Here is a 20,270-nt window from a genome sequence, read left to right as displayed (position 1 = left end):
AATGGAAACTAGAGGAAAAGTAGTGGGAGTTATTGGAAATTTGGTTACTATTGAGATAGTTGGTACAGTTTCCATGAATGAGATTGTTTTTATTAAAACCGGTGGACGCAGTTTAAAAGCTGAGGTAATTCGTATTAGAGATGGTGAAGTTGATGCTCAAGTGTTTGAAATGACTAAGGGAATTGCCGTTGGAGATGATATAGAGTTTACAGATAAGCTTTTAACGGTTGAACTTGGTCCTGGTATTTTAAGTCAGGTGTATGATGGTCTTCAAAATCCATTGTCAGAACTTGCTGCTCAATTTGGTTTTTTTTTGGAGAGAGGTTTATACTTGAGTGCACTTGATAGGGGTAAGAAATGGAATTTTAATGCAACTGCAAAGGTTGGAGATATTGTTGTTGCAGGAAGTTATCTTGGATTTGTTGTTGAAGGTACAATTAAGCACAAAATTATGATTCCATTTTATAGGAAAGATTCTTACAAAATTGTTGAGATCGTTAGTGATGGCAATTATACTGTAGATGATAAAATTGCTGTTATTGAAAATGATGCTGGGGGTAGGCATATCATCACTATGTCATTTCATTGGCCTGTTAAAGTTCCAATTACCAGTTATAAAGAGAGACTTATTCCTAGTGAGCCTATGGTAACTCAAACAAGAATAATAGATACGTTCTTCCCGGTTGCAAAGGGTGGTACATTTTGTATTCCTGGGCCTTTTGGTGCTGGAAAAACAGTTCTTCAACAAGTTACAAGTCGTAATGCTGATGTTGATGTTGTAATTATTGCTGCTTGTGGTGAGCGGGCAGGTGAAGTGGTAGAAACCCTTAAAGAATTTCCTGAGCTTATAGATCCAAGGACAGGTAAATCATTAATGGAGAGAACATGTATTATTTGTAATACCTCTTCTATGCCAGTTGCTGCTCGTGAAGCATCAGTGTATACAGCTATTACTATTGGTGAATATTATAGGCAAATGGGTCTTGATATACTTTTACTGGCAGATTCAACTTCAAGATGGGCTCAGGCTATGAGAGAGATGTCAGGACGTCTTGAGGAAATACCAGGTGAAGAGGCATTTCCTGCTTATCTTGAATCTGTAATTGCATCATTTTATGAAAGGGCAGGTGTTGTTGTTTTAAATGATGGTAGTGTTGGTTCTGTAACTGTGGGTGGTTCTGTAAGTCCTGCTGGAGGTAATTTTGAAGAACCGGTAACTCAGGCAACTTTAAAGGTTGTAGGAGCTTTTCATGGTCTTACAAGAGAGAGGTCAGATGCTAGAAAATTTCCAGCCATTAATCCTCTTGAGTCTTGGAGTAAGTATAGAGGGGTTGTTGAATCTGAAAAGACAGAATATGCGAGATCTTTTTTGACAAAAGGGAATGAGATAAATCAGATGATGAAAGTTGTTGGTGAGGAAGGTATAAGTATTGGTGACTTTTTATTTTATTTGAAATCTGAGCTTTTGGATGCATGTTATTTGCAACAAAATTCGTTCGATAGTGTTGATACTGCTGTAAGTTCTGAGCGTCAAAATTATATGTTTGATATACTTTACGATATTTTACAATCGGATTTTAAATTTGAGAATAAATTGGAAGCAAGAAGTTTTGTAAATGAATTAAGGCAAAATATTTTGGATATGAATCTTACTCCCTTTAAAGAAGAAAAGTTTAATAGGTTAGAAAATACTTTAAAGGATTTAGTACGTTCTAAGAAGTTGGATTTTCGAGGTGCATAAATGAAGAGAGTATATAGCAAGATAGAATCTATTGTTGGGAATGTAATAACTGTAATGGCACAAAATGTTAAATATGGAGAACTTGCCATTGTGAGGTCAAAAGATGCAAGTTCTTTAGCAGAAGTTATTAAGTTGGATAGAGATAAAGTTTCTCTTCAGGTTTATAACGGAACTATAGGTATTTCAACTGCAGACGAGGTTAAGTTTTTAGGTCATCCAATGCAAGTGACATTTTCTGAGAATTTGCTTGGTAGAATCTTTGATGGAGCTGGTAATCCAAAAGATGGAGGACCGAGTCTTGAGGATGATTTGATTGAAATTGGCGGGCCATCAGCTAATCCTGCAAAGCGTATTGTTCCAAGAAACATGATCAGAACAGGAATTCCAATGATAGATGTTTTTAATACTCTTGTTGAGTCTCAAAAATTACCAATATTTTCTGTATCCGGTGAACCTTATAATGAACTTCTTGTAAGAATAGCTCTTCAGGCGGAAGTAGATTTAATTATTCTTGGGGGAATGGGACTTAAGAATGATGATTATTTGACGTTTAAAGATTCTCTTGAAAAGGGTGGTGCTTTAAGTAGGACAATCTTTTTTGTAAATACAGCTAATGATCCTGTTGTTGAATCTTTAACAGTGCCTGATATTTCTCTTGCTGTTGCCGAAAAATTTGCTTTGCAAGGGAAAAAGGTTTTGGTACTTTTGACTGATATGACCAATTTTGCAGATGCTATGAAAGAAATTGCTATTACTATGGAGCAAGTTCCATCTAATAGAGGTTATCCTGGTGATTTGTATTCTCAGCTTGCGTATAGATATGAAAAAGCTATTGATTTTGAAGGGGCAGGTTCAATTACTATACTTGCAGTTACTACAATGCCTGGAGATGATATTACCCATCCAGTTCCTGATAATACGGGTTATATTACTGAAGGGCAATATTATTTAAAGGGAGGTAGAATCGAACCTTTTGGTTCTCTTTCAAGACTTAAGCAAATGGTTAACGGGAATACAAGAGATGATCATAGAACGATTATGGATTCGATGATTAAGCTTTATGCATCTTCAAAGGAATCTATAGAGAAAAAAGCTATGGGATTTAATATGACAGAGTGGGATGAGAAGCTTATTAAGTACAGTGGTATGTTTGAAAGTAAGTTGATGGACTTATCTGTTAATATTCCTTTGGAAGAGGCCTTGGATTTGGGGTGGGAAATTCTCTTTAGTTGTTTTGAACCTAAAGAAACTGGAATTAGAACAGAACTTGTAGAGAAATATTGGCCTCAAAAAAAGGATGGGCAATGCCTAAAGTTAAATTAACTAAAAATGAGCTTAAAAAACAAAAAGATAGCCTTAAAATGTTTAGTAGGTATTTGCCTACTCTTCAGCTTAAGAAACAACAACTTCATTTAGAAATTAGAAAAGTTGAGGCTCTTAAAAGAACTCGCAAGCTTGAGCAAGACAGGCTTAAGAGGGATATTAAATCTTGGATTTCTTTATTTGGTGAAAAATTTACTTTCCAAGATTGGATTCAAATTAAAAGGGTAGTAAGGAGTTTTGCAAATATTGCAGGCATCAATATTCCTGTATTTGACTTTATTGAATATGAGGATATTAAATATAATCTTTTATTGACTCCTTATTGGGTAGATAGGGGAATAGAGGTTATTAAGAGTATGGTTCAGATAAATGCAGAGCTTGAGGTTTTAGATGAGCAGATTAGGTTGTTGGAATCCGAACTTAATACTACTTCTCAAAGGGTAAATTTATTTGAAAAAGTGATGATACCTGCTGCAAAAATTAATATAAAAAAGATTAATATTTATCTTGGTGATCAGCAAACAGCAGCTGTTGTAAGAGGTAAAATGGCTAAAGCTAGCTTGATTAAAAATAGATAGGGATGTGTTTATGATTGTAAAAATGAGCAAAGTTTTGATTTTGACTTTATTGAAATATAAAAGAGAGTCACTCGAAATTTTAAGAGAACTGGGAGTTGTTCATATTAATTTTTGCAATAGAATTTCAGAATCTTTAGAGAAAGTTATTGAAGACAGGGGAATTTTGGTTCAGGCTTTATCTTTACTTGGGGATGATTCTGAAGTAAAACTTTTAAGCTCTTCAAATGAGAATTTTTTAGATGTTGCAAAGAGTATAATTAGTTTAGGTTCTGAAATTAAAGATTTAAGGGATATGCAGCAGTCATTACTTCATAAGAGAGATATTATATCTTTTTGGGGATATTTTTCTCTTGAACTAGTTAATAAATTGAGAGAAAGTAATATTTACGTGCAATTTTTTAAGTCTGGGATTGGTGAATATAAAAAATTGTTGGCATGCTCTGAAACAAAAGTTGCTCTTATTAATAATTATAAAGGTATGGCCTATTTTGTAACTATTAATTATTCTAAACAAACAATAGATACAGCTGATGAATATGAGTTTGAGTTTGACCTTGATTTTATTGAGAATAAGTTAAGATTTGTTGATGAAATTTTAGATCAAAAGTTAACTCAATTATCAATTTTAAATAAATATAGGGATGTTTTAAGAGAAGAAATAAAAGAGTATGATCAAATTGTTGAGTTTGAGCAAGTTATGGCTGACATGGATGTAGTGTATGATAATTTTGTATATATTACAGGATTCGTTCCGGAAGATAAGCGGGAGGATCTTAAAAATCTTAAGGGTAAATTTGTGGTACAATTTGCAGAGCCGGATGATGATGTTGTTCCCACTTATATAAAGAGAAGGGGAATTGCTAAGCTTGCTAAGCCTATTTTTGATGTTTTAGATACAATTCCTGGCTATAAAGAGAGAGATGTTAGTTGTGTTTTTATGTTATTTTTCTTTATGTTTTTTGGAATGATAATTGGTGATGCGGCTTATGGAATAATATTCTTACTAGTAGGTATTTTTCTTAGTTTAGGCAATTTTATAAAAGGTAAGCCTTTAACATCTATTCATGCTTTAATATTTTATCTAAGTACATCAGCAATAATATATGGTTCGATGACTGGTACTTGGTTTGGCAGTAATCTTTTTATTCTTGAGTTATTTCCTATTTTAAAGTCTTTAAAACTTGGGTATTTGACGGGTACAAATGGTGTTCAAAATATTATGTTTATATGTTTTACAATAGGTGTTTTGCAAATATCACTAGCTCATATGTGGAATTTTATTCAAAAAGTGAAGGAAAAACCACATATACATTCAATTGCTCAAATTGGTTGGCTTATTATAATGCCTGGGCTTTATTATCTTGTTCTCAATTTAATACTTGACAAAGGTAGGTTTCCTATGCATAGCATTGTTCTTAATATGATATATTGTGGAGTTATACTTGTTTTTATTTTTGAGAAACAAGATGGTTCAAACTTTTTTATGTGCGTATTAAAGAGCTTTGGAGGCATAATAGAGCAATTTTTAGCTACTGTTGCAGGATTTGCAGACATAATATCTTATATTAGACTTTTTGCTGTCGGACTTGCGGGACTTGCAATTTCTGATAGTTTTAATAGTATGTCAGCAGCTTTATTAAAATCATCTAATATTGGTCTTATAATAAGTGGCATTATTGTGATACTTTTTGGACATATTTTAAATATAACGTTATCTTTGTTATCTGTTGTTGTTCATGGGGTAAGACTTAATATGCTTGAATTTTCAAACCATTTGGGGCAAGAATGGAATGGGTATTCTTATAGGCCTTTTAGAAAAATAAAAATTAAAGATTAGATAAGGAGGGAATTATGAATATAGGTTTAATAGGAGTTAATTCGGCTCTAGCAATAGCCGCAATAGGTTCAGCTTTGGGTATGGGAGCTGCTGGAAGTGCTGCTATTGGGGCATGGAAGAGATGTTATATGCAAGGTAAGCCAGCTCCTTTCTTATTAATTGTTTTTGTATCAGCACCTTTGACACAAATAATATATGGTTATATATTGATGAATACTTTAGCAGGGATAATGACACAGGCAGATCCTTGGTTATTATTTGGAGCTGGTTTTGGTGGTGGTCTTGCAATTTCTATTTCTGCTTTTGCGCAGGGTAGAACGGCTGCAGGTGCTTGTGATGCTTTTTCTGAAACTGGCAAGGGATTTGCGACAAATCTTTTGGTTTTAGGTCTCATAGAATCTGTTGCCCTTTTTGTAATGGTCTTCTTGATGATATTTAAATTTGTTTAAATTTGAAGGATTAGGCATTAAATTTTCTCGCAATTTGTGAGAAAATTTAATATATTTATAGATATGCTAAGGCTTTTTTTGCTCCTTTTTATTTTCAGTTTTGTCTTCAATTTAAGTTCATCAGGTGTGAAAGAATTTCCGTATTGGATTTTACTTGAAAAGGGACGACAATTTATTTATTCTAAGGAAGGATTTATTAAATCTAATCTTACTAGTGCAATTAGTTATTTGCAGGAAGCTTTGCTTAGAAAAGGAATATATCCAGAAGCTAATTATTATTTATCCATTGCTTATAGCATGATTGGCAATGTTGTGTTTGAAAAATTACATCTTCAAAAGGCTTTGGAAGATAAAGATTATTTATTAGATAAATCTTTTGAAAAAAATATACTTTTTGCTTTGGCAAAGATTGCTGAGATTGAAGATAATTATGTTGATATGATTGATTACTTGAATGAAATTTTGAGTAAGTTCTCAAGTAGTGATGATTATTATAATTATCACTACTTCGTTCAAAAATATGAGAATACTGCAGGTAATAAATTTAATATATCGTTTTATTTACATTCTTATTTAAAACAGGTAAGGGGAACTTCTGGTTTAGATTTTACTTTTAATCTTTATAGATTTAATAAATACAATATTATCGATACCCATCAGTCATTATCAAAAGTATATTTAAAGATTGGTGCTTATGAACTCGCAATTACTCATGGACTTGTAGCTGCGATTGGTATTTTGACTAAAATGTATGACTGTGTTAGTTATTATGAGCCGCTTTATGAGTTTAAAAATTTAAGATCTTTTGTTCAAAAAATAAATGAATATACTGATGTTAAAACTAGTTTTGAGTCTACAGATTTTTGGGAAATAGTGTATACCATTGCTTATGCTACTTATGGTTATGATGATCATAAACACACGTTAAGAGCTATAGATACTTGGAAGTTGATTGTTGATCTTGCTCCTAAATTTTCGCCTTATGTTTTAAAATCAAAAATTCATATCAGGAATTTTTTGCTTAATAAAAGTGTGTATTAGTATAATATTCCTAAATATTTTATTTTAATTTAGGGGAGGTTTGACAATTAGTTCTTATAAAAAAAATTTTTGTATTATTGCACATATTGATCATGGTAAATCAACTTTAGCAGATAGATTTATACAAAAGGCCAAGATAGTTTCAGATCGTGAATTTAAAAGTCAAATTCTTGATAGTATGGATATTGAAAGAGAGCGGGGTATTACAATTAAGAGTCAAGCAGTTACTATTGATTATAAGTGTAGTGATGGCAATATTTATGAACTTAATTTTGTAGATACTCCAGGGCATGTTGATTTTTCTTATGAAGTTTCAAGAGCAATTTCATCTTGTGAAGGAGCACTTTTACTTGTTGATGCTAGTCAGGGAATAGAGGCTCAAACTGTTTCAAACTTTTATATGGCATTTGAACATAATCTTGAAGTTATTCCTGTTATTAACAAAATAGATCTCCCAAGTGCTGATATTGATTTTGTAAAAGGGCAAATAGAACATGATTTAGGATTAGATTCAAATATTGCTGTTTCCATATCAGCTAAAAATGGAATAGGAATTGATGAGTTGCTTGAGGCTATTTGTAAATATGTTCCGTCTCCCAAAGGGAGTGTTAAGAGTCCATTAAAAGCTTTAATTTTTGATTCACATTATGATTCTTATCGTGGTGTTATTGTGCATTTTAGAATTTTTGAAGGACAAATCAAAACTGGCGACAAAATTAAACTGATGCATGCAGATAGGGAATATTTGGTAGAAGAGATTGGAATTTTTAAAATAATTCTTGAAAGAAAAGAGCTTTTGGAAGCAGGTGATGTTGGTTATTTTATTGCGGGAATAAAGAATATATCAGATGTGAAGATAGGAGACACTGTCACTCTTGTTGATAATCCAGCAAGTGCGCCTCTTGAAGGGTTTAAGGAAGTTAAACCCGTTGTGTTTTCTTCTATTTATCCAGTTGATGCTAATCAGTATGATGATCTTTTGAAGGCAATGGATAGACTTAAATTAAATGATGCGTCACTTACTTTTGAAAAAGATGCCTCGGCTGCTCTTGGGCATGGATTTAAATGTGGATTTTTGGGACTTTTACATTTAGAGGTAATTCAGGAAAGAATTGAACGTGAATTTGATCTTAATGTGATATTAACATCACCATCAGTGCGTTATAAAATTATTCCCAAAAAAGGGAATTCCTATTTTATTGAGGGTTCTGAACAATTTCCTGGAAATGAGAACATTGAAGTTGCTCTTGAGCCTTATATTAGAGCAAATATTATTGTTCCCACTGAATTTTTGGGGAATGTTATGAGTGTTTGTTTGCTTAAAAGAGGTGTGCAAGAAAATTTGATTTATCTTGATACAAAACGTGTTGAAGTTATTTATAAGATGCCACTTGCTGAGATACTTTTTGATTTTTATGATAAGGTTAAATCTGTAAGTCGTGGATACGCTTCTTTTGACTATGTACTATTAGGATATGAGGAAACAGATTTAGTTAAGTTGGATATTTTAGTTAATGGTGATAGAGTTGATGCATTATCTCAGTTAATCTTTAAGGATGGTGCTAGAACAAAGGCTTTAAGTATTTGTAAAAAATTAAAAAACGAGATTGCAAGACAACAATTTAAAATAGCGATTCAAGGAGCTATTGGTTCAAACATTATTGCGCGTGAAACAATTTCACCTGTTAGGAAAGATGTTACTGCTAAATGTTATGGGGGTGATATTACTCGAAAAAGAAAGCTTTTAGAAAAGCAAAAAGAGGGGAAGAAGCGACTGAAGATGATAGGGAATATTGAGATACCACAAAGTGCATTTCTTGCTATTCTTAAATCAGATGATAATTAATTTTATGCTTAAACAGTTAAATTTTTATTGCAGCGATATTAATTGTTGATGATTGGTACAATTATTTATAACCAAGTTATAAAATATTTCATTTTTATAAAATATTGTTAAATTGTTTTAAACTGTTATAAAATTATTTTATACCAATAAAATAATTTTATATGGAGATAGTTTATGCTTAAACGTAATAAGGTTGTTCTTGTTGGAGCTGGTGGTGTTGGCTCAAGCTTTGCTTATGCTTTGACAATAGATAACTCACTTGTTCATGAGCTTGTAATTATTGATTTAGCTCAAGACAAGGCTAAGGGTGAAGTCATGGATTTAAACCATGGTCAGATGTTCTTAGAAAAAAATATTAAAATAGAATTTGGCAATTATGATGATTGTTCTGATGCTGATATTGTTGTAATTACAGCAGGTCTTAATCAAAAACCAGGTGAGACAAGACTTGACTTGGTTGATAAAAATACTAAAATCTTTAAAGAAATTGTAACAAGTGTTGTTTCAAGTGGATTTAGTGGTATTTTTGTAATTGCAAGTAATCCTGTTGATATTATGACCTATGTGACAATGAAATATTCCAATTTTCCAACTCATAAGGTTATTGGTACAGGGACAACGCTTGATACTTCAAGACTTAGATATTTTTTAGCTGAGCGTTTTAATGTTAATACTCAAAATATACATTCATATATTATGGGTGAGCATGGAGATAGTTCTTTTGCTACTTGGGATGAGACTAAAATAGCTATGAAGTCTTTATCAGAATATCTTGCTGAAGGAAAAATAAGTGATGCAGAACTTGATGAGATACACAAGAATGTTGTTAATGCTGCTTATGAGGTGATTAAACTTAAAGGTGCAACTTATTATGCTATTGGACTTGGTATTAAAAGAATTGTCAATGCAATAATTAGTGACCAAAACCTTATTTTGCCGATATCTTCATATATTAATGGGCAGTATGGTAATTTTGTTAAGGATATTTATATTGGAGCACCTTCTGTTGTTTGTAAAGATGGTGTAAAAGAGGTTCTTGATTTTAAGATAAGTGATAGAGAACTTGAAAAATTTAAAATTTCTGCTACTCAACTGAAAAGTTATATTGATAAAATAGAGTTTTAATTTCGCCCCAATTGGGGCTTTTTTACTCTTCTAGTAATCTTTCTCCATGTTTTCTATGTTCAATTGCTTCTAGTAATGATTCTCTGGAGATATGGTTTTCTTCTTTTAAATCCGCAATTGTTCTTGCTATTTTTAAGATTGAATGAGTTGCTCTTGATGATATGTTAAGTTTATTTAACATATAAATCATTTCTTCTCTTAGTATTTTATCTAATTCACAAAATATAGCAATATGTTCTGGTTTAAGATCAGAATTCTTGTGAATATTTTCAGTATTTGCGTATCTTTTACTTTGTATGTTCCTTGCCTTTATTATTCTCTGTCTTATTTCACTCGAATTTTCATTATCTTCTTGGAATAATTTTGTATTGTCTACTGGTTTAACTGGTACTCTAATATCAATTCTGTCAAGCATTGCTGCTCCAAGTTTTTTCCAGTAGTTTGAAACCTCTTGTTGTGAACAAAAACATTCTGTATCATTTTTTCCAAGGTTGCCACAAGGACAGGGGTTTGTAGCAATCATTAACTGAAAATTTGCAGGATATTTGAATGATTTTGAACTTGCTCTTACTATTGATATCATTTTATCTTCTATTGGTTCGCGGAGTGATTGTAGTATTGATTTTTGGAATTCCAAAGCTTCATCTAAGAATAAAATTCCATTGTGAGCAAGTGATACTTCACCAGGAAGTGCATTAGAGCCTCCACCAATTATTCCTTCTTTACTTGCAGTTTGATGTGGTTGTCTAAATGGTCTTTGTCTTATGATTTTTGTATCTATTAATTTACCCGAGACTGACCAGATTCTATTTGTTTCAATGATTTCTTTATTTGTAAGTGGAGGTAAGATTGACTGTACACATTTTATGCTGAGAGTTTTTCCACTTCCAGGAGGACCAAATATCATGATATTATGACCTCCAGCGACTGCAATTTCGAGTGCTCTTTTGGTTCTATGTTGTCCTTTGATATTTTTAAAATCGTATTCAAATTTTTCTTCATTGTATTCTGTTTTAAAGTTAATTGTTGGTTTTGCTGGAAATATATTATTGTTAAGATTACTTATTATTTCTAGGGTTTCTTTTAAAGTTTTTACTCCCCAGATGTTTAGATTTTCTATTAAAAGAGATTCTTCTAAATTGTCGAAAGGTATGATTATACATTTGATGCCTCTTTTTTTTGCAAGTGAAATGGCAGGCAATACCCCTTTAATTGCTCGTATTTGTCCGTCTAATTGTAATTCACCTAGTATTAAAACTTCTAAGTTATTGTTTTGATTTTCTTTTATAGCTATAATGCTTGTTGCGATTGAAAGATCAATTGCTGTACCGATTTTTTTGATACCGGCTGGTGCTAGATTGATTAATATCCTGTCTTTTGGAAAGGTAAATTCTGAATTTTTGATAGCGGATTTTACCCTTTCTCTTGATTCTTTGATTTCACTTCCAGCTAGTCCAACAATATCAATTCCTGATATTCCTTTTCTAATATCTACTTCAATTTCAATGAGTTCTCCTTCATATCCTATTGATGAGTGAGAGTATATTTTCATATAATTCTCCTTAAATTAAAAGTTATATGTGGTATTTAAGATCTCTTTTAGAGCTTTGTATGGTAGCATGAAGCAATCTTTTCTATTTGTATATAAGAAATTTTCAAAATTTTTAAGGCTTTTATCAATTTCTTCTAAATTTTCAAAATCTTTATTGATTGTTTTTGTTATTATTTCTAATATTTCTTTTTTAGGTTTGTTATCACATAGCTTAGTTAAAGTATAAGCACTTGAGAGAAAAATTATGCATCCATATGCGTTGTATTTTAATCTAATTTTTTCGTTGTTTTCATTGGTTTTAAAAGTTATTTGGTCGCCGCACTTAGATTGGTGATATACTGAACTTTGATTTTTATCTGTTTTAAAATAATACTTTTTTATTTTGCTGAATCTTATTAGTTCTTTTTTTGTTTCTTCTGAAAACATGTTTCAATTTTAAGAGGTTTGCTTGATTAAATCAATAATAATTTTATATTGATTTAATTTAAGTTTTATGTAATGACTAGATTTTATACACATTATCTTTGATATTATTGAGTATTGTAATCTTTATGTAAGCTAATTAATAACTTTTGTGAGCTTTTTTAAAGATAAATTTAATAAAATGCTTTTATTGTTTTCTTTAAATAGGATATGAAAGTATCAATTTCTTCTTTTGTATTGTATAAATAAAAGCTTATTCTTAGTAGATGGTCTTTTTTGATATTTTCTGAAAAAAATGCAAGGTAAGCGCAAGTTTTTCCAGATCTAATTGCAATTCCCATTGTATCAAGATATGTCTCGATGTCATGTGAGTGAATATTTTTTACTGTAAATGATATTATTGATTTCCGTTTGATATCTTTATTGAGAATGAATTCAACTTCATCAATTTCTTTTAATTTTGTAACACAATATTCAATCAGTGCTCTATCATGTTCTTGAATAAATTCCATTGAGACGTTATTAATATATTCTATTGCTTTGCCAAGACCAATGATTCCTGCAATGTTTGGTGTGCCCGATTCAAATTTATTTGGAGATTCAAGAGTTTTAAAGTTAAGCTCTCCATTTTTTATGAAAATATTTTCTATGGTGTTACCTCCTAATTTGGAACTGTTGAGTTTATCTATAATTTTGTCTGATATATATAAGACCCCAATGCCTGTTGGAGCAAGCATTTTGTGTCCTGAGAATACTAAAAAATCACAGTCTATTTTTTTTACATCTATATTCATATGAGGCGCCATTTGAGCTGCATCTATGAATAAAATAATTTTATTATCTCTAGCAAGCTTTCCAATTGTTTCTAAATCTTGTATAGTTCCTAATATATTGTTTATGCTAGATATAGTAATAATTCTTGTTTTATCTGTAATTAAGTTTTTTATTTGTGATGGTTGAATTATTCCCATTTCATTAAATTTTGCAAGTTTAATTTTTAATTTTAAAAATTTGGCAATATTTATCCAAGGAAGCAAATTACTATTGTGTTCGAGCATTGTTGTGATGATTTCGTCATTTTTTTTTAAAAGTTTTGAAAAGATTAATGAATTTACTACTGTGTTTATTCCATCTGTAGTGCCAGAATTAAATATTATGTTTTTATAAGACTCTGCATTGATAAATTTTTTAACAATTTTTCTTATTTTTTCTACTTTTAAGCTGGATTGTATTGCAAGTTCATGTCCGCTTCTGTACACATTTGCATTATAATTTGTGTAGTATTCAACTATAGATGAAATCACACTTTGTGGTTTTTGAGAAGTTGCGGCATTGTCAAAATAAATGATTTTTTTGTCATTAATGGTTTTATTTAGAATAGGGAAGTCTTTCCTTAGGATTTTGACTTTTTCATTTGTGTTTTTTACAAGGTTAAGATCCATTTGTTTAGTACTCTTTATTTTTATGTAAGAATTTTTATTTTAAAAATTATACCATTATTTTTTATTTTATAAATTTTATTTTGACATATAAAATTTCTTATATTTTTTTGTTAAGTCAGTTTGTGTTCTGATGTCTATATTTTATCATTATGTTTAATTTTAAGCTTTTATATTAAATATACGTTTATGTTATAATTCGTTTTATGAAAGAAATAATTTACAGATTTGAAAAAGCAGAGGATTATAAATTAGTACCTATTAATAATATTTATGGCAGTGTAACTAATACTGGAGAGATTTTTTGTGATCTTGTCTTTGAATCCACAGAAATTCCTGAAGAAATTGTTTATACTAAGACTAAAGAGGGTGCTTTGGAAGAGATTTCTGGAGAGTTTAAGAGTTCTAAAGAGAAGATAATTTTAATAAATTCTTTTGTTGGAATTTCTATTACAAAAGATACTGCTAAAAATATTGCTTATTGGCTCTTAAAAAAAGTTGATGAATTAGAAGATAATGAGTAAGACTTCTGAAGAAAGAATTAAGATTTATTTATCTAAACTGGCTAAATATAAAAATAAGATTTTAAAAGAAAACGGTATAAAAGATATTATTGAACGAGCAGATATCTCTGATGCTGATATTGAAAATATTGAAATGCGTTTTTCTAAGATATATGATAGAGCTCAGCGATTAGAAGAAATGGGGGAACTGAGTGATTCTTTAAGAGAACTTGAGACTATATATTTGTATTCTCTTCATAATAAATCTATTTTTGCTTCATTTTTTAATTTTTATAAGAGACTTGTAAAGAGAATAGATGGTAAAAATGTAAATAAAAAATTGATTCATATAAGTTTACAGGCTCGAGAATTTGGAATAGTGAGTGGAATTAACTTAAAAGAGTATGATGAAGCTGAGAGATTAAAACATCGAGTGCTAATATTATTGTTAAGTTTTGTATTAATAGCTATTATTGCATTTATTACATATACAATAATGCATCCCTTTATTAATGGCTATGAAGAGCTTGATGAAGTAAAAGATGTTAATAGGACCACGTTTCAAGGGTTACCTTCAGTTACAAGGGCATCTGATTTAGTGGTTGAATCTGTTAATCTTGCTGCAGGTCCTTATGTTTTATATCATGTTGAAGTTGAAGATGCTAAGGTGTTAGTTTTTGGAGATGCACATGCTTATCAGCTAAGAGCAGGGGTTGTTTCAGATAAAGAGCCTATTAAAAGGATTTATTATGGTGTTACTGTTTATGATGATTTAGGAAGGCCTATTTTAAATAAGGTTTTTGAAAAAACAAGTGATTTTCCTAATAAATGGAGTAAAGGTGTATATGCACCAATTGATTTTATATACAATATTTCCAAAGAGATTAATGGACATCCTAAAAAAATGGTTCTTGATATACGTTTAGTTGAATTTTTTAGTGAAGTTGATAATTTGTCTAGTGTTAATTTAGAAACAAGTTCTTCAATATTAAATTTTAAATATCTTGGGAGTTATTTTAATGAATCTTTTGGAATTTATGAGGCTAATTCTTTAATAGAGGTTTACAATGGTTCAAAAGATAATATTAAAGGTTTGGAAATTGAAATGACTTATGTTTCTAAGGATAGTCAGATTATTAGATCGCTGCAACGAAAGTTAATTTCTGAAGCCAATTCTTTTCTTAAGCCTTACTCTAGGCAAAGTTTTTCGTTAAAGACGATTTTCCCAAAGGAGATTTATCCAAATATTAAAGAAGAGTTGTCCTCTATTAAGATTGTGAATGTATTTGTAAGATAGTATTTTTATGTATAAAATATTGATTTATTTATAGAATTTCTTTTTCTTTAAACTTTGAAATAATATTTAGAGGAATAAGCGTTGTTGTAATACTAATTAGCGTGTAAGATAAGAGAATAATTAAGCTAAATTTGTAGCTTATTTTGATATTAAATTCAGAGATATAATAATCAGAGTTTAAAAGTTCTGTGTTATAAGTTCCAAATATTTTTAAAATTGTATTAATAATCATATCTATTATATTAATTAAATGTTCGATATTAATGGTTATGTAATTTCCAATGATTATTCCTATTATGCAAGATATTGAGCTTAGAACAAGTGCTATTAATATAAATATTAGTTTGAGACTTGAATTATTCATTCCAATTGATTTAAATATTGCAATTTTCTTTTTATTTTCAAGTATTAACATACAAAGAGATGAGGATATATTAATACTTGCAAATATTACAATAAATGCCATAATAAATATTAAAAGTTTTTTGCTGATATCTAAGTTTGTATATTTGTTTAAATAAAGCTCATAAAATGTTTTTATTTTGTATTCTTGAAATTCTTTTTGAATATTTTTCTTTAAATTATCAGTTTTTTCTTTGATATTGGGTTTGATAGAAATTCCAATTATTCTTTTAGAAAATTCTTCCGACATGATATTTGAATCTTGTAGTGAGATGAGAACTAAGTTTTTGTCAACTTCTCTTAAACCCGTTTCAATGATTCCTGATATATTAAACTTTTTTGCTTTGGGGAATATTTTTTGATGCTTATTATTTGGTACTACTATATAAATAGATTCGTTGATGTTTAAATTAAGTCTGTCTTTAATTTGTTTTGATATCAATATTTCATTTTTGTTGAAGCTTTTTGTGCCGTCTATTAATTTTATATGCTTATTTTCATCAATAAATTTGTTTTCTATTGCTCTTATTAATACACCTTGTTTTTTATTATTTCCGATTATTCCGTAGGTTCTTCTTTCAAAAAAATATTTTAGTTCATCATGTTGGTATTCTTTTTTTAATTTTTCTAATTTAGACTTAAGATATGTATCTTTTTGAATTTCATTATATTCAATTTGTACGGAAAATCCTTCATTTTCAATATATTTTTCTATTGTAGAATTCATTATATTGTTTGACATGTAGTAGACAATAATTAAAGGAATCATTACTAAACTTAAAGATATTCCAGAACCAATCAAGGCTTTTTTATTTTTTGAATTTATAAATATTATGTATGCTATTTTTGTGAGTTCTTTGATATTTGGACGCATCATATTCTCTTTAGTGTTTTTTCTTTAAGTTCATATTTTATATCTGCTTTATTTGAAAATTCTGGATTGTGACTGACTAAAATTAGTGTTTTGTGAAATGTTTTAGCTGTGTTTATTAATAAAGATTCTACCGTTTTTGCGGTGTTAATATCCAGATTACCAGTAGGTTCATCGCATAAGATTATGTTTGGTTCATTTATTAAAGCCCTTGCAATTGCTGCTCTTTGTGCTTCTCCTCCTGAGAGCTCTGAAGGGTAGTGATCTCCTCTTGTATCTATTTCTAATATTTTCATTAAGCGTAGAGCTTTTCTATTTATTGTTTCTAAGTTATCTTTCCCCTCAATTATTTTAGGTAAAATAATATTTTCAAATACACTAAACTCATCAATTAAATTGTGATTTTGAAATACAAGACCTATTTTTTTGTTTTTATATAAACTTAGGGTTTTTTCACTTGCATTCTTTAAAGATATTCCGCATGAAATTATGTCGCCTGAATCCATTTTATCAATTCCTGATATGATGTTAAAAAGTGTAGATTTCCCACATCCGCTTTTGCCTTGAATTGAAATAAAGTCCCCATCTTTTACATTTAAATTTAAATTTTCTAATACTTTTATTTTTGTTTTGTTTTTAGTGTATGTTTTATGTATTTCCGTTATACACATAATATTTTTCATTTATGAGGCTCCGTTTATTTTATCAACATATTTGATCTTTTTTGTTACCTTTAGGCTTGAGCATATGGTAAACAAGCAAGCAAAAAATAGTGTGAACATTAAATCACTTAAAAATATTTTAGGTGTAATTGTGTTTTTAACTATTTTGATTTCTATATTTTCTAGTTTTAATTTTAATACATAATTTATAGTATTAATCAGGCTGTTTATTAAAATATCAATTACATTTAAAATTTCATTGATATTTGAAGATATTATAATGCCCGCAATTAATCCAATAATTCCTCCGAGTATGCAGATTATTACTGAATGAATTAAGAAAATTTCCCTGATTTTTTGCGATTTAAGCCCTAAGGATAAGATTATTGAAATCGATTTGCTTTTATTGATTATAATTCTTTTTTGTAAATAATATGTGTTAACGGCAATGACAAGAAATATGCTTGTTAAAATGATTAACATTGTATTCCTTTCTATTTTTAGTGCTTTATAGAATTCTTTATTATATTCGTTCCATGATTTAAATTGGATGTTGGGATTAATATTTTTTATTTTGTTTATTAAGCTTTTGCTAGGATATAAATTTTGTGTTTTTATTTGATATTTAATATCTGAATCTTTTATAATTTGTTTTTTGTAAAAGTAATTAATATTCATAAATATTGTGGATTCATTTATTTTGGCATAGTTGCTCTTAAAAATGGCTTTTATTTTAAAATATTTTACTTCGTTTTTTAATATTTGTAAATTTTTTATTTCATCACTTAATATTAATCCTATTATGTCGCCTTCAAGTAGGCCTAAGTTATATGAGAGTACATCTCCTATTATGATTTCATCATCGTTAAGTTGGAGTTCAGATTGTGTAAGGCCTGTTAGTAGGATAAAATTTTTATCTTCTATGATGTCTTTTGTGTCAAGTGCAATGATATTCAAGATACTTGGATAGTAATAGTTTTCAATTCCAATGCCTTGTGTTTCATAGATTTTATTTATTTGAATTATTTCTTTAATCTCTTTGAGAGCATTAAGCCCTTGATCATTTAATTGGCTTTCAATTTTTAAATTACCACTCTCTAGAGTAGATATGCTTGTGAAAAAGTCATTTTGAAAACCATTCATTATTGATATTGTGATAATGATAATTATTTGTCCAAGCACTATGCTTAAAACTATTACAATTGTGAGTGATAAACTATTTTGTTCATCTAAAATCAATCTTTTCAATAAGAATTTATTTAATCCCATTTTTATCTCTGTTAATATTTTTATTTATTTCTTCAATAATTTCGTCATTTTTGTATCTTACTTTAAAGATAGGATTTCCATTGTAGTATATTTCTTGTTCGTATTCATGATCATTAAAATAGTCAGTTTTTAATAATATTAAGTTATTCTCATAAATTGTTTTTGACGTTAATCTATTATCAGAATTATATTCATATTTTGTTTTAGTGTTATGTTCTTTTTTGTTTTCTTTTACAGTTACATTTTCAACTATAACGTTTCCAGATTCATTATATTCAAAATCACTGATCTCTGTTATTTTATTGTTTTTGTATATTTCTTTTTTGATTAAGTTAGGACCTTTATATTTTGATATAATTTTTATGTTGCCTTCTTCTTTTTCTTCGGTATTGATTATTTCATTATCATCTAAATATTGATTTTTTTCTCTAGATTTGATTTTGTTATTGTCTAATATTATGCTTTCTAAATTTCTTTTTTGATCATCATATTGAATTACTTTTGTTTTGGACTTTTTTATGTCGAAGTATGTGGACTTTATCTCCCCATTGATTCCGTAATTCCAAACTTGAAAATCTGAACCTGTTATTTTTAAAAGCTTGCCACTAGAATCTTTCATGTAGTATAGTGTTTTTGGCTTTTGATTTAAAATTTTGATTTCTTTATAAATTAAATCATTGTTTTTATAAAAAAAATTGACAGATTCAAGAATTATTCCTTTAGGACTATATTTTATTTCTTTTATTTTATTGTTCAAATTGTCATAAATTTCTTCTTTTGTTTTGATATCTTTTTCATTATAGAATGTTAATTTTTTTTTATCATCTTTTATTGTTTTTTGTGTTTTGTATTTTATTAGTTGTAGGTCTTTAAAGAGACTAAATTTTTCAATTTCATTAATTTTCGTGTATTCAATGTAGAATCCTGTTTGTGGGATTTCATATATTTCTTGATATTTATTGAAAAATATGTCGGATATAAAGTAATTTTGCCCATATGTACTTGGTATTATAAATATTAAGAATAATATTACTATCTTTTTTGTCATAATAATTTATTCAAGTAGTCATCAATGTTGAATTCTTTAATATGTTCTACTTGTTCCCCAAATGTAAAGAAGTATATTGGTTTCTTAAATAATTTTGAGATATTTATTATTCCACCTGCTCTAGATGATGAGTCAAATTTTGTGGCTATTATTCCATCAATTTCTATTGCTTTGTTAAATATTTCTGTTTGATTATTTATATTCTTTCCAGAGATAGAGTCTATTACTAATATTTTTTTATAGTTAGCATTTGTTTTGCTCATTTGCTTTTTGATTACATTATCCATCTTTTGGAGTTCTTTGATTAGATTTTCTTTGTTTTGAAGTCTTCCTGCTGTGTCAATTATTAATATATCATAATTTTTGGTCTTTGCACTTGAGATGCTGTCAAATATTACTGCTGCTGCGTCGCTTCCTTGATTTTGAGATATGACTTTAATTCCAATTTTTTCGCTCTGTATTTTAATTTGTTCAATTGCTGCTGCTCTGAATGTGTCTGCTGCAGCTATTAATACGTTTTTATCTTCATTTTTAAATTTATTTGCAAGCTTTATGATGCTTGAGGTCTTGCCAACTCCATTCACCCCAATTATCAATAATATGTTTAATCTTTTATTCTCTAAGTTTAGGGATTGTTGGTTTATGTAACTTTTAAGAAAATCTTTTAGTTTTAAGAGTGTTTCTTCTTCATCTTTGACTTTAAGTTTTTTTATATTTTCTATTATTTCAATTACTATATCATTTTTAATATCTGCTTCTAAGAGAATATCTTCTAAATTTTCAAATATTTGTGTTTTTTCTTTGTTCTTAAATAAATTTTTTATCTTGTCGAAAATGCCCAAAATTTTCATTCTCCTATTTTTT

The 20,270-nt window shown here is 29.0% G+C and carries 18 protein-coding genes; 10 read left to right on the top strand and 8 right to left on the bottom strand.

Annotated elements, in window-relative coordinates:
- Window position 1: 1 nt before the first annotated feature.
- From bpuSUM_RS00470 to bpuSUM_RS00435, 8 genes are all read left to right on the top strand, one after another.
- Complete coding sequence (locus bpuSUM_RS00470) at window positions 2-1,741, top strand: V-type ATP synthase subunit A (RefSeq protein WP_247065245.1); 1,740 nt, start codon at window positions 2-4, stop codon at window positions 1,739-1,741.
- Window positions 1,742-3,064 (top strand): V-type ATP synthase subunit B, encoded by a 1,323-nt coding sequence (locus bpuSUM_RS00465; RefSeq protein WP_247065243.1) that lies wholly within the window; start codon window positions 1,742-1,744, stop codon window positions 3,062-3,064.
- Window positions 3,046-3,642: a V-type ATP synthase subunit D gene (locus bpuSUM_RS00460; RefSeq protein ID WP_247065241.1), complete on the top strand. Its 597-nt coding sequence runs from the start codon at window positions 3,046-3,048 to the stop codon at window positions 3,640-3,642. The genes bpuSUM_RS00465 and bpuSUM_RS00460 overlap by 19 nt, the downstream gene beginning before the upstream one ends.
- 10 nt (window positions 3,643-3,652) lie before the next feature.
- Window positions 3,653-5,479 carry a V-type ATP synthase subunit I gene (locus bpuSUM_RS00455; protein ID WP_247065239.1) on the top strand — a complete coding sequence of 609 codons (1,827 nt, stop codon included), beginning with the start codon at window positions 3,653-3,655 and terminating at the stop codon, window positions 5,477-5,479.
- A 14-nt stretch (window positions 5,480-5,493) separates the two neighbouring features.
- Window positions 5,494-5,928 carry a V-type ATP synthase subunit K gene (locus bpuSUM_RS00450; RefSeq protein ID WP_247065237.1) on the top strand — a complete coding sequence of 145 codons (435 nt, stop codon included), beginning with the start codon at window positions 5,494-5,496 and terminating at the stop codon, window positions 5,926-5,928.
- A gap of 63 nt (window positions 5,929-5,991) precedes the next feature.
- The gene (locus bpuSUM_RS00445) at window positions 5,992-6,969 is read left to right on the top strand and encodes a hypothetical protein (protein ID WP_247066201.1); all 978 of its coding nucleotides are present in this window, start codon (window positions 5,992-5,994) and stop codon (window positions 6,967-6,969) included.
- Window positions 6,970-7,009: 40 nt separating this feature from the next.
- Window positions 7,010-8,815, top strand: a complete 1,806-nt coding sequence (gene lepA / locus bpuSUM_RS00440; RefSeq protein WP_247065235.1) for a translation elongation factor 4 — start codon at window positions 7,010-7,012, stop codon at window positions 8,813-8,815.
- Between the two features lie 174 nt (window positions 8,816-8,989).
- On the top strand, window positions 8,990-9,940 hold the full coding sequence (locus bpuSUM_RS00435; RefSeq protein ID WP_247065233.1) for an L-lactate dehydrogenase: 951 nt from the start codon (window positions 8,990-8,992) through the stop codon (window positions 9,938-9,940).
- Between the two features lie 22 nt (window positions 9,941-9,962).
- Here the strand turns inward: bpuSUM_RS00435 and bpuSUM_RS00430 are convergent, their stop codons facing one another.
- The 3 genes from bpuSUM_RS00430 to bpuSUM_RS00420 all read right to left on the bottom strand — a co-directional run bounded on the left by bpuSUM_RS00430 (window position 9,963) and on the right by bpuSUM_RS00420 (window position 13,357).
- On the bottom strand, window positions 9,963-11,492 hold the full coding sequence (locus tag bpuSUM_RS00430) for a YifB family Mg chelatase-like AAA ATPase (RefSeq protein ID WP_247065231.1): 1,530 nt from the start codon (window positions 11,490-11,492) through the stop codon (window positions 9,963-9,965).
- Between the two features lie 15 nt (window positions 11,493-11,507).
- Complete coding sequence (locus bpuSUM_RS00425; protein WP_247065228.1) at window positions 11,508-11,918, bottom strand: iron-sulfur cluster assembly scaffold protein; 411 nt, start codon at window positions 11,916-11,918, stop codon at window positions 11,508-11,510.
- Between the two features lie 170 nt (window positions 11,919-12,088).
- Entirely contained in the window at window positions 12,089-13,357 is a 1,269-nt protein-coding gene (locus bpuSUM_RS00420; protein ID WP_247065226.1) for a cysteine desulfurase, read from the bottom strand.
- 203 nt (window positions 13,358-13,560) lie between these two features.
- Here bpuSUM_RS00420 and bpuSUM_RS00415 point away from each other — a divergent pair, with 203 nt between their 5' ends.
- Both bpuSUM_RS00415 and bpuSUM_RS00410 read left to right on the top strand, forming a co-directional pair.
- Window positions 13,561-13,878 carry a hypothetical protein gene (locus bpuSUM_RS00415; protein ID WP_247065224.1) on the top strand — a complete coding sequence of 106 codons (318 nt, stop codon included), beginning with the start codon at window positions 13,561-13,563 and terminating at the stop codon, window positions 13,876-13,878.
- On the top strand, window positions 13,871-15,154 hold the full coding sequence (locus bpuSUM_RS00410) for a hypothetical protein (RefSeq protein ID WP_247065222.1): 1,284 nt from the start codon (window positions 13,871-13,873) through the stop codon (window positions 15,152-15,154). Before bpuSUM_RS00415 ends, bpuSUM_RS00410 begins: the two co-directional genes overlap by 8 nt.
- Window positions 15,155-15,182: 28 nt before the next feature.
- Here the strand turns inward: bpuSUM_RS00410 and bpuSUM_RS00405 are convergent, their stop codons facing one another.
- Genes bpuSUM_RS00405 through ftsY form a run of 5 tightly spaced genes read right to left on the bottom strand, consistent with a single transcriptional unit; the run spans window position 15,183 to window position 20,248 of the window.
- Complete coding sequence (locus tag bpuSUM_RS00405) at window positions 15,183-16,433, bottom strand: ABC transporter permease (protein ID WP_430644638.1); 1,251 nt, start codon at window positions 16,431-16,433, stop codon at window positions 15,183-15,185.
- Entirely contained in the window at window positions 16,430-17,110 is a 681-nt protein-coding gene (locus tag bpuSUM_RS00400) for an ABC transporter ATP-binding protein (protein ID WP_247065220.1), read from the bottom strand. Before bpuSUM_RS00400 ends, bpuSUM_RS00405 begins: the two co-directional genes overlap by 4 nt.
- Complete coding sequence (locus bpuSUM_RS00395) at window positions 17,111-18,358, bottom strand: ABC transporter permease (RefSeq protein WP_247065218.1); 1,248 nt, start codon at window positions 18,356-18,358, stop codon at window positions 17,111-17,113. It lies immediately after the preceding gene.
- Window positions 18,345-19,406, bottom strand: a complete 1,062-nt coding sequence (locus tag bpuSUM_RS00390) for a hypothetical protein (protein ID WP_247065216.1) — start codon at window positions 19,404-19,406, stop codon at window positions 18,345-18,347. The genes bpuSUM_RS00395 and bpuSUM_RS00390 overlap by 14 nt, the downstream gene beginning before the upstream one ends.
- A complete protein-coding gene (gene ftsY / locus bpuSUM_RS00385) occupies window positions 19,403-20,248 on the bottom strand; it encodes a signal recognition particle-docking protein FtsY (protein WP_247066179.1) in 846 nt (281 codons plus the stop codon). Before ftsY ends, bpuSUM_RS00390 begins: the two co-directional genes overlap by 4 nt.
- Between the last annotated feature and the right edge of the window lie 22 nt (window positions 20,249-20,270).

Origin of the sequence: Borrelia puertoricensis, from assembly GCF_023035875.1 — a bacterium.
In the GTDB taxonomy this organism is placed as follows: Bacteria; Spirochaetota; Spirochaetia; order Borreliales; family Borreliaceae; genus Borrelia; species Borrelia puertoricensis.
The sequence above is the reverse complement of the archived record's forward strand: the minus strand, read 5'-3'. Positions and strand labels throughout refer to the sequence as shown.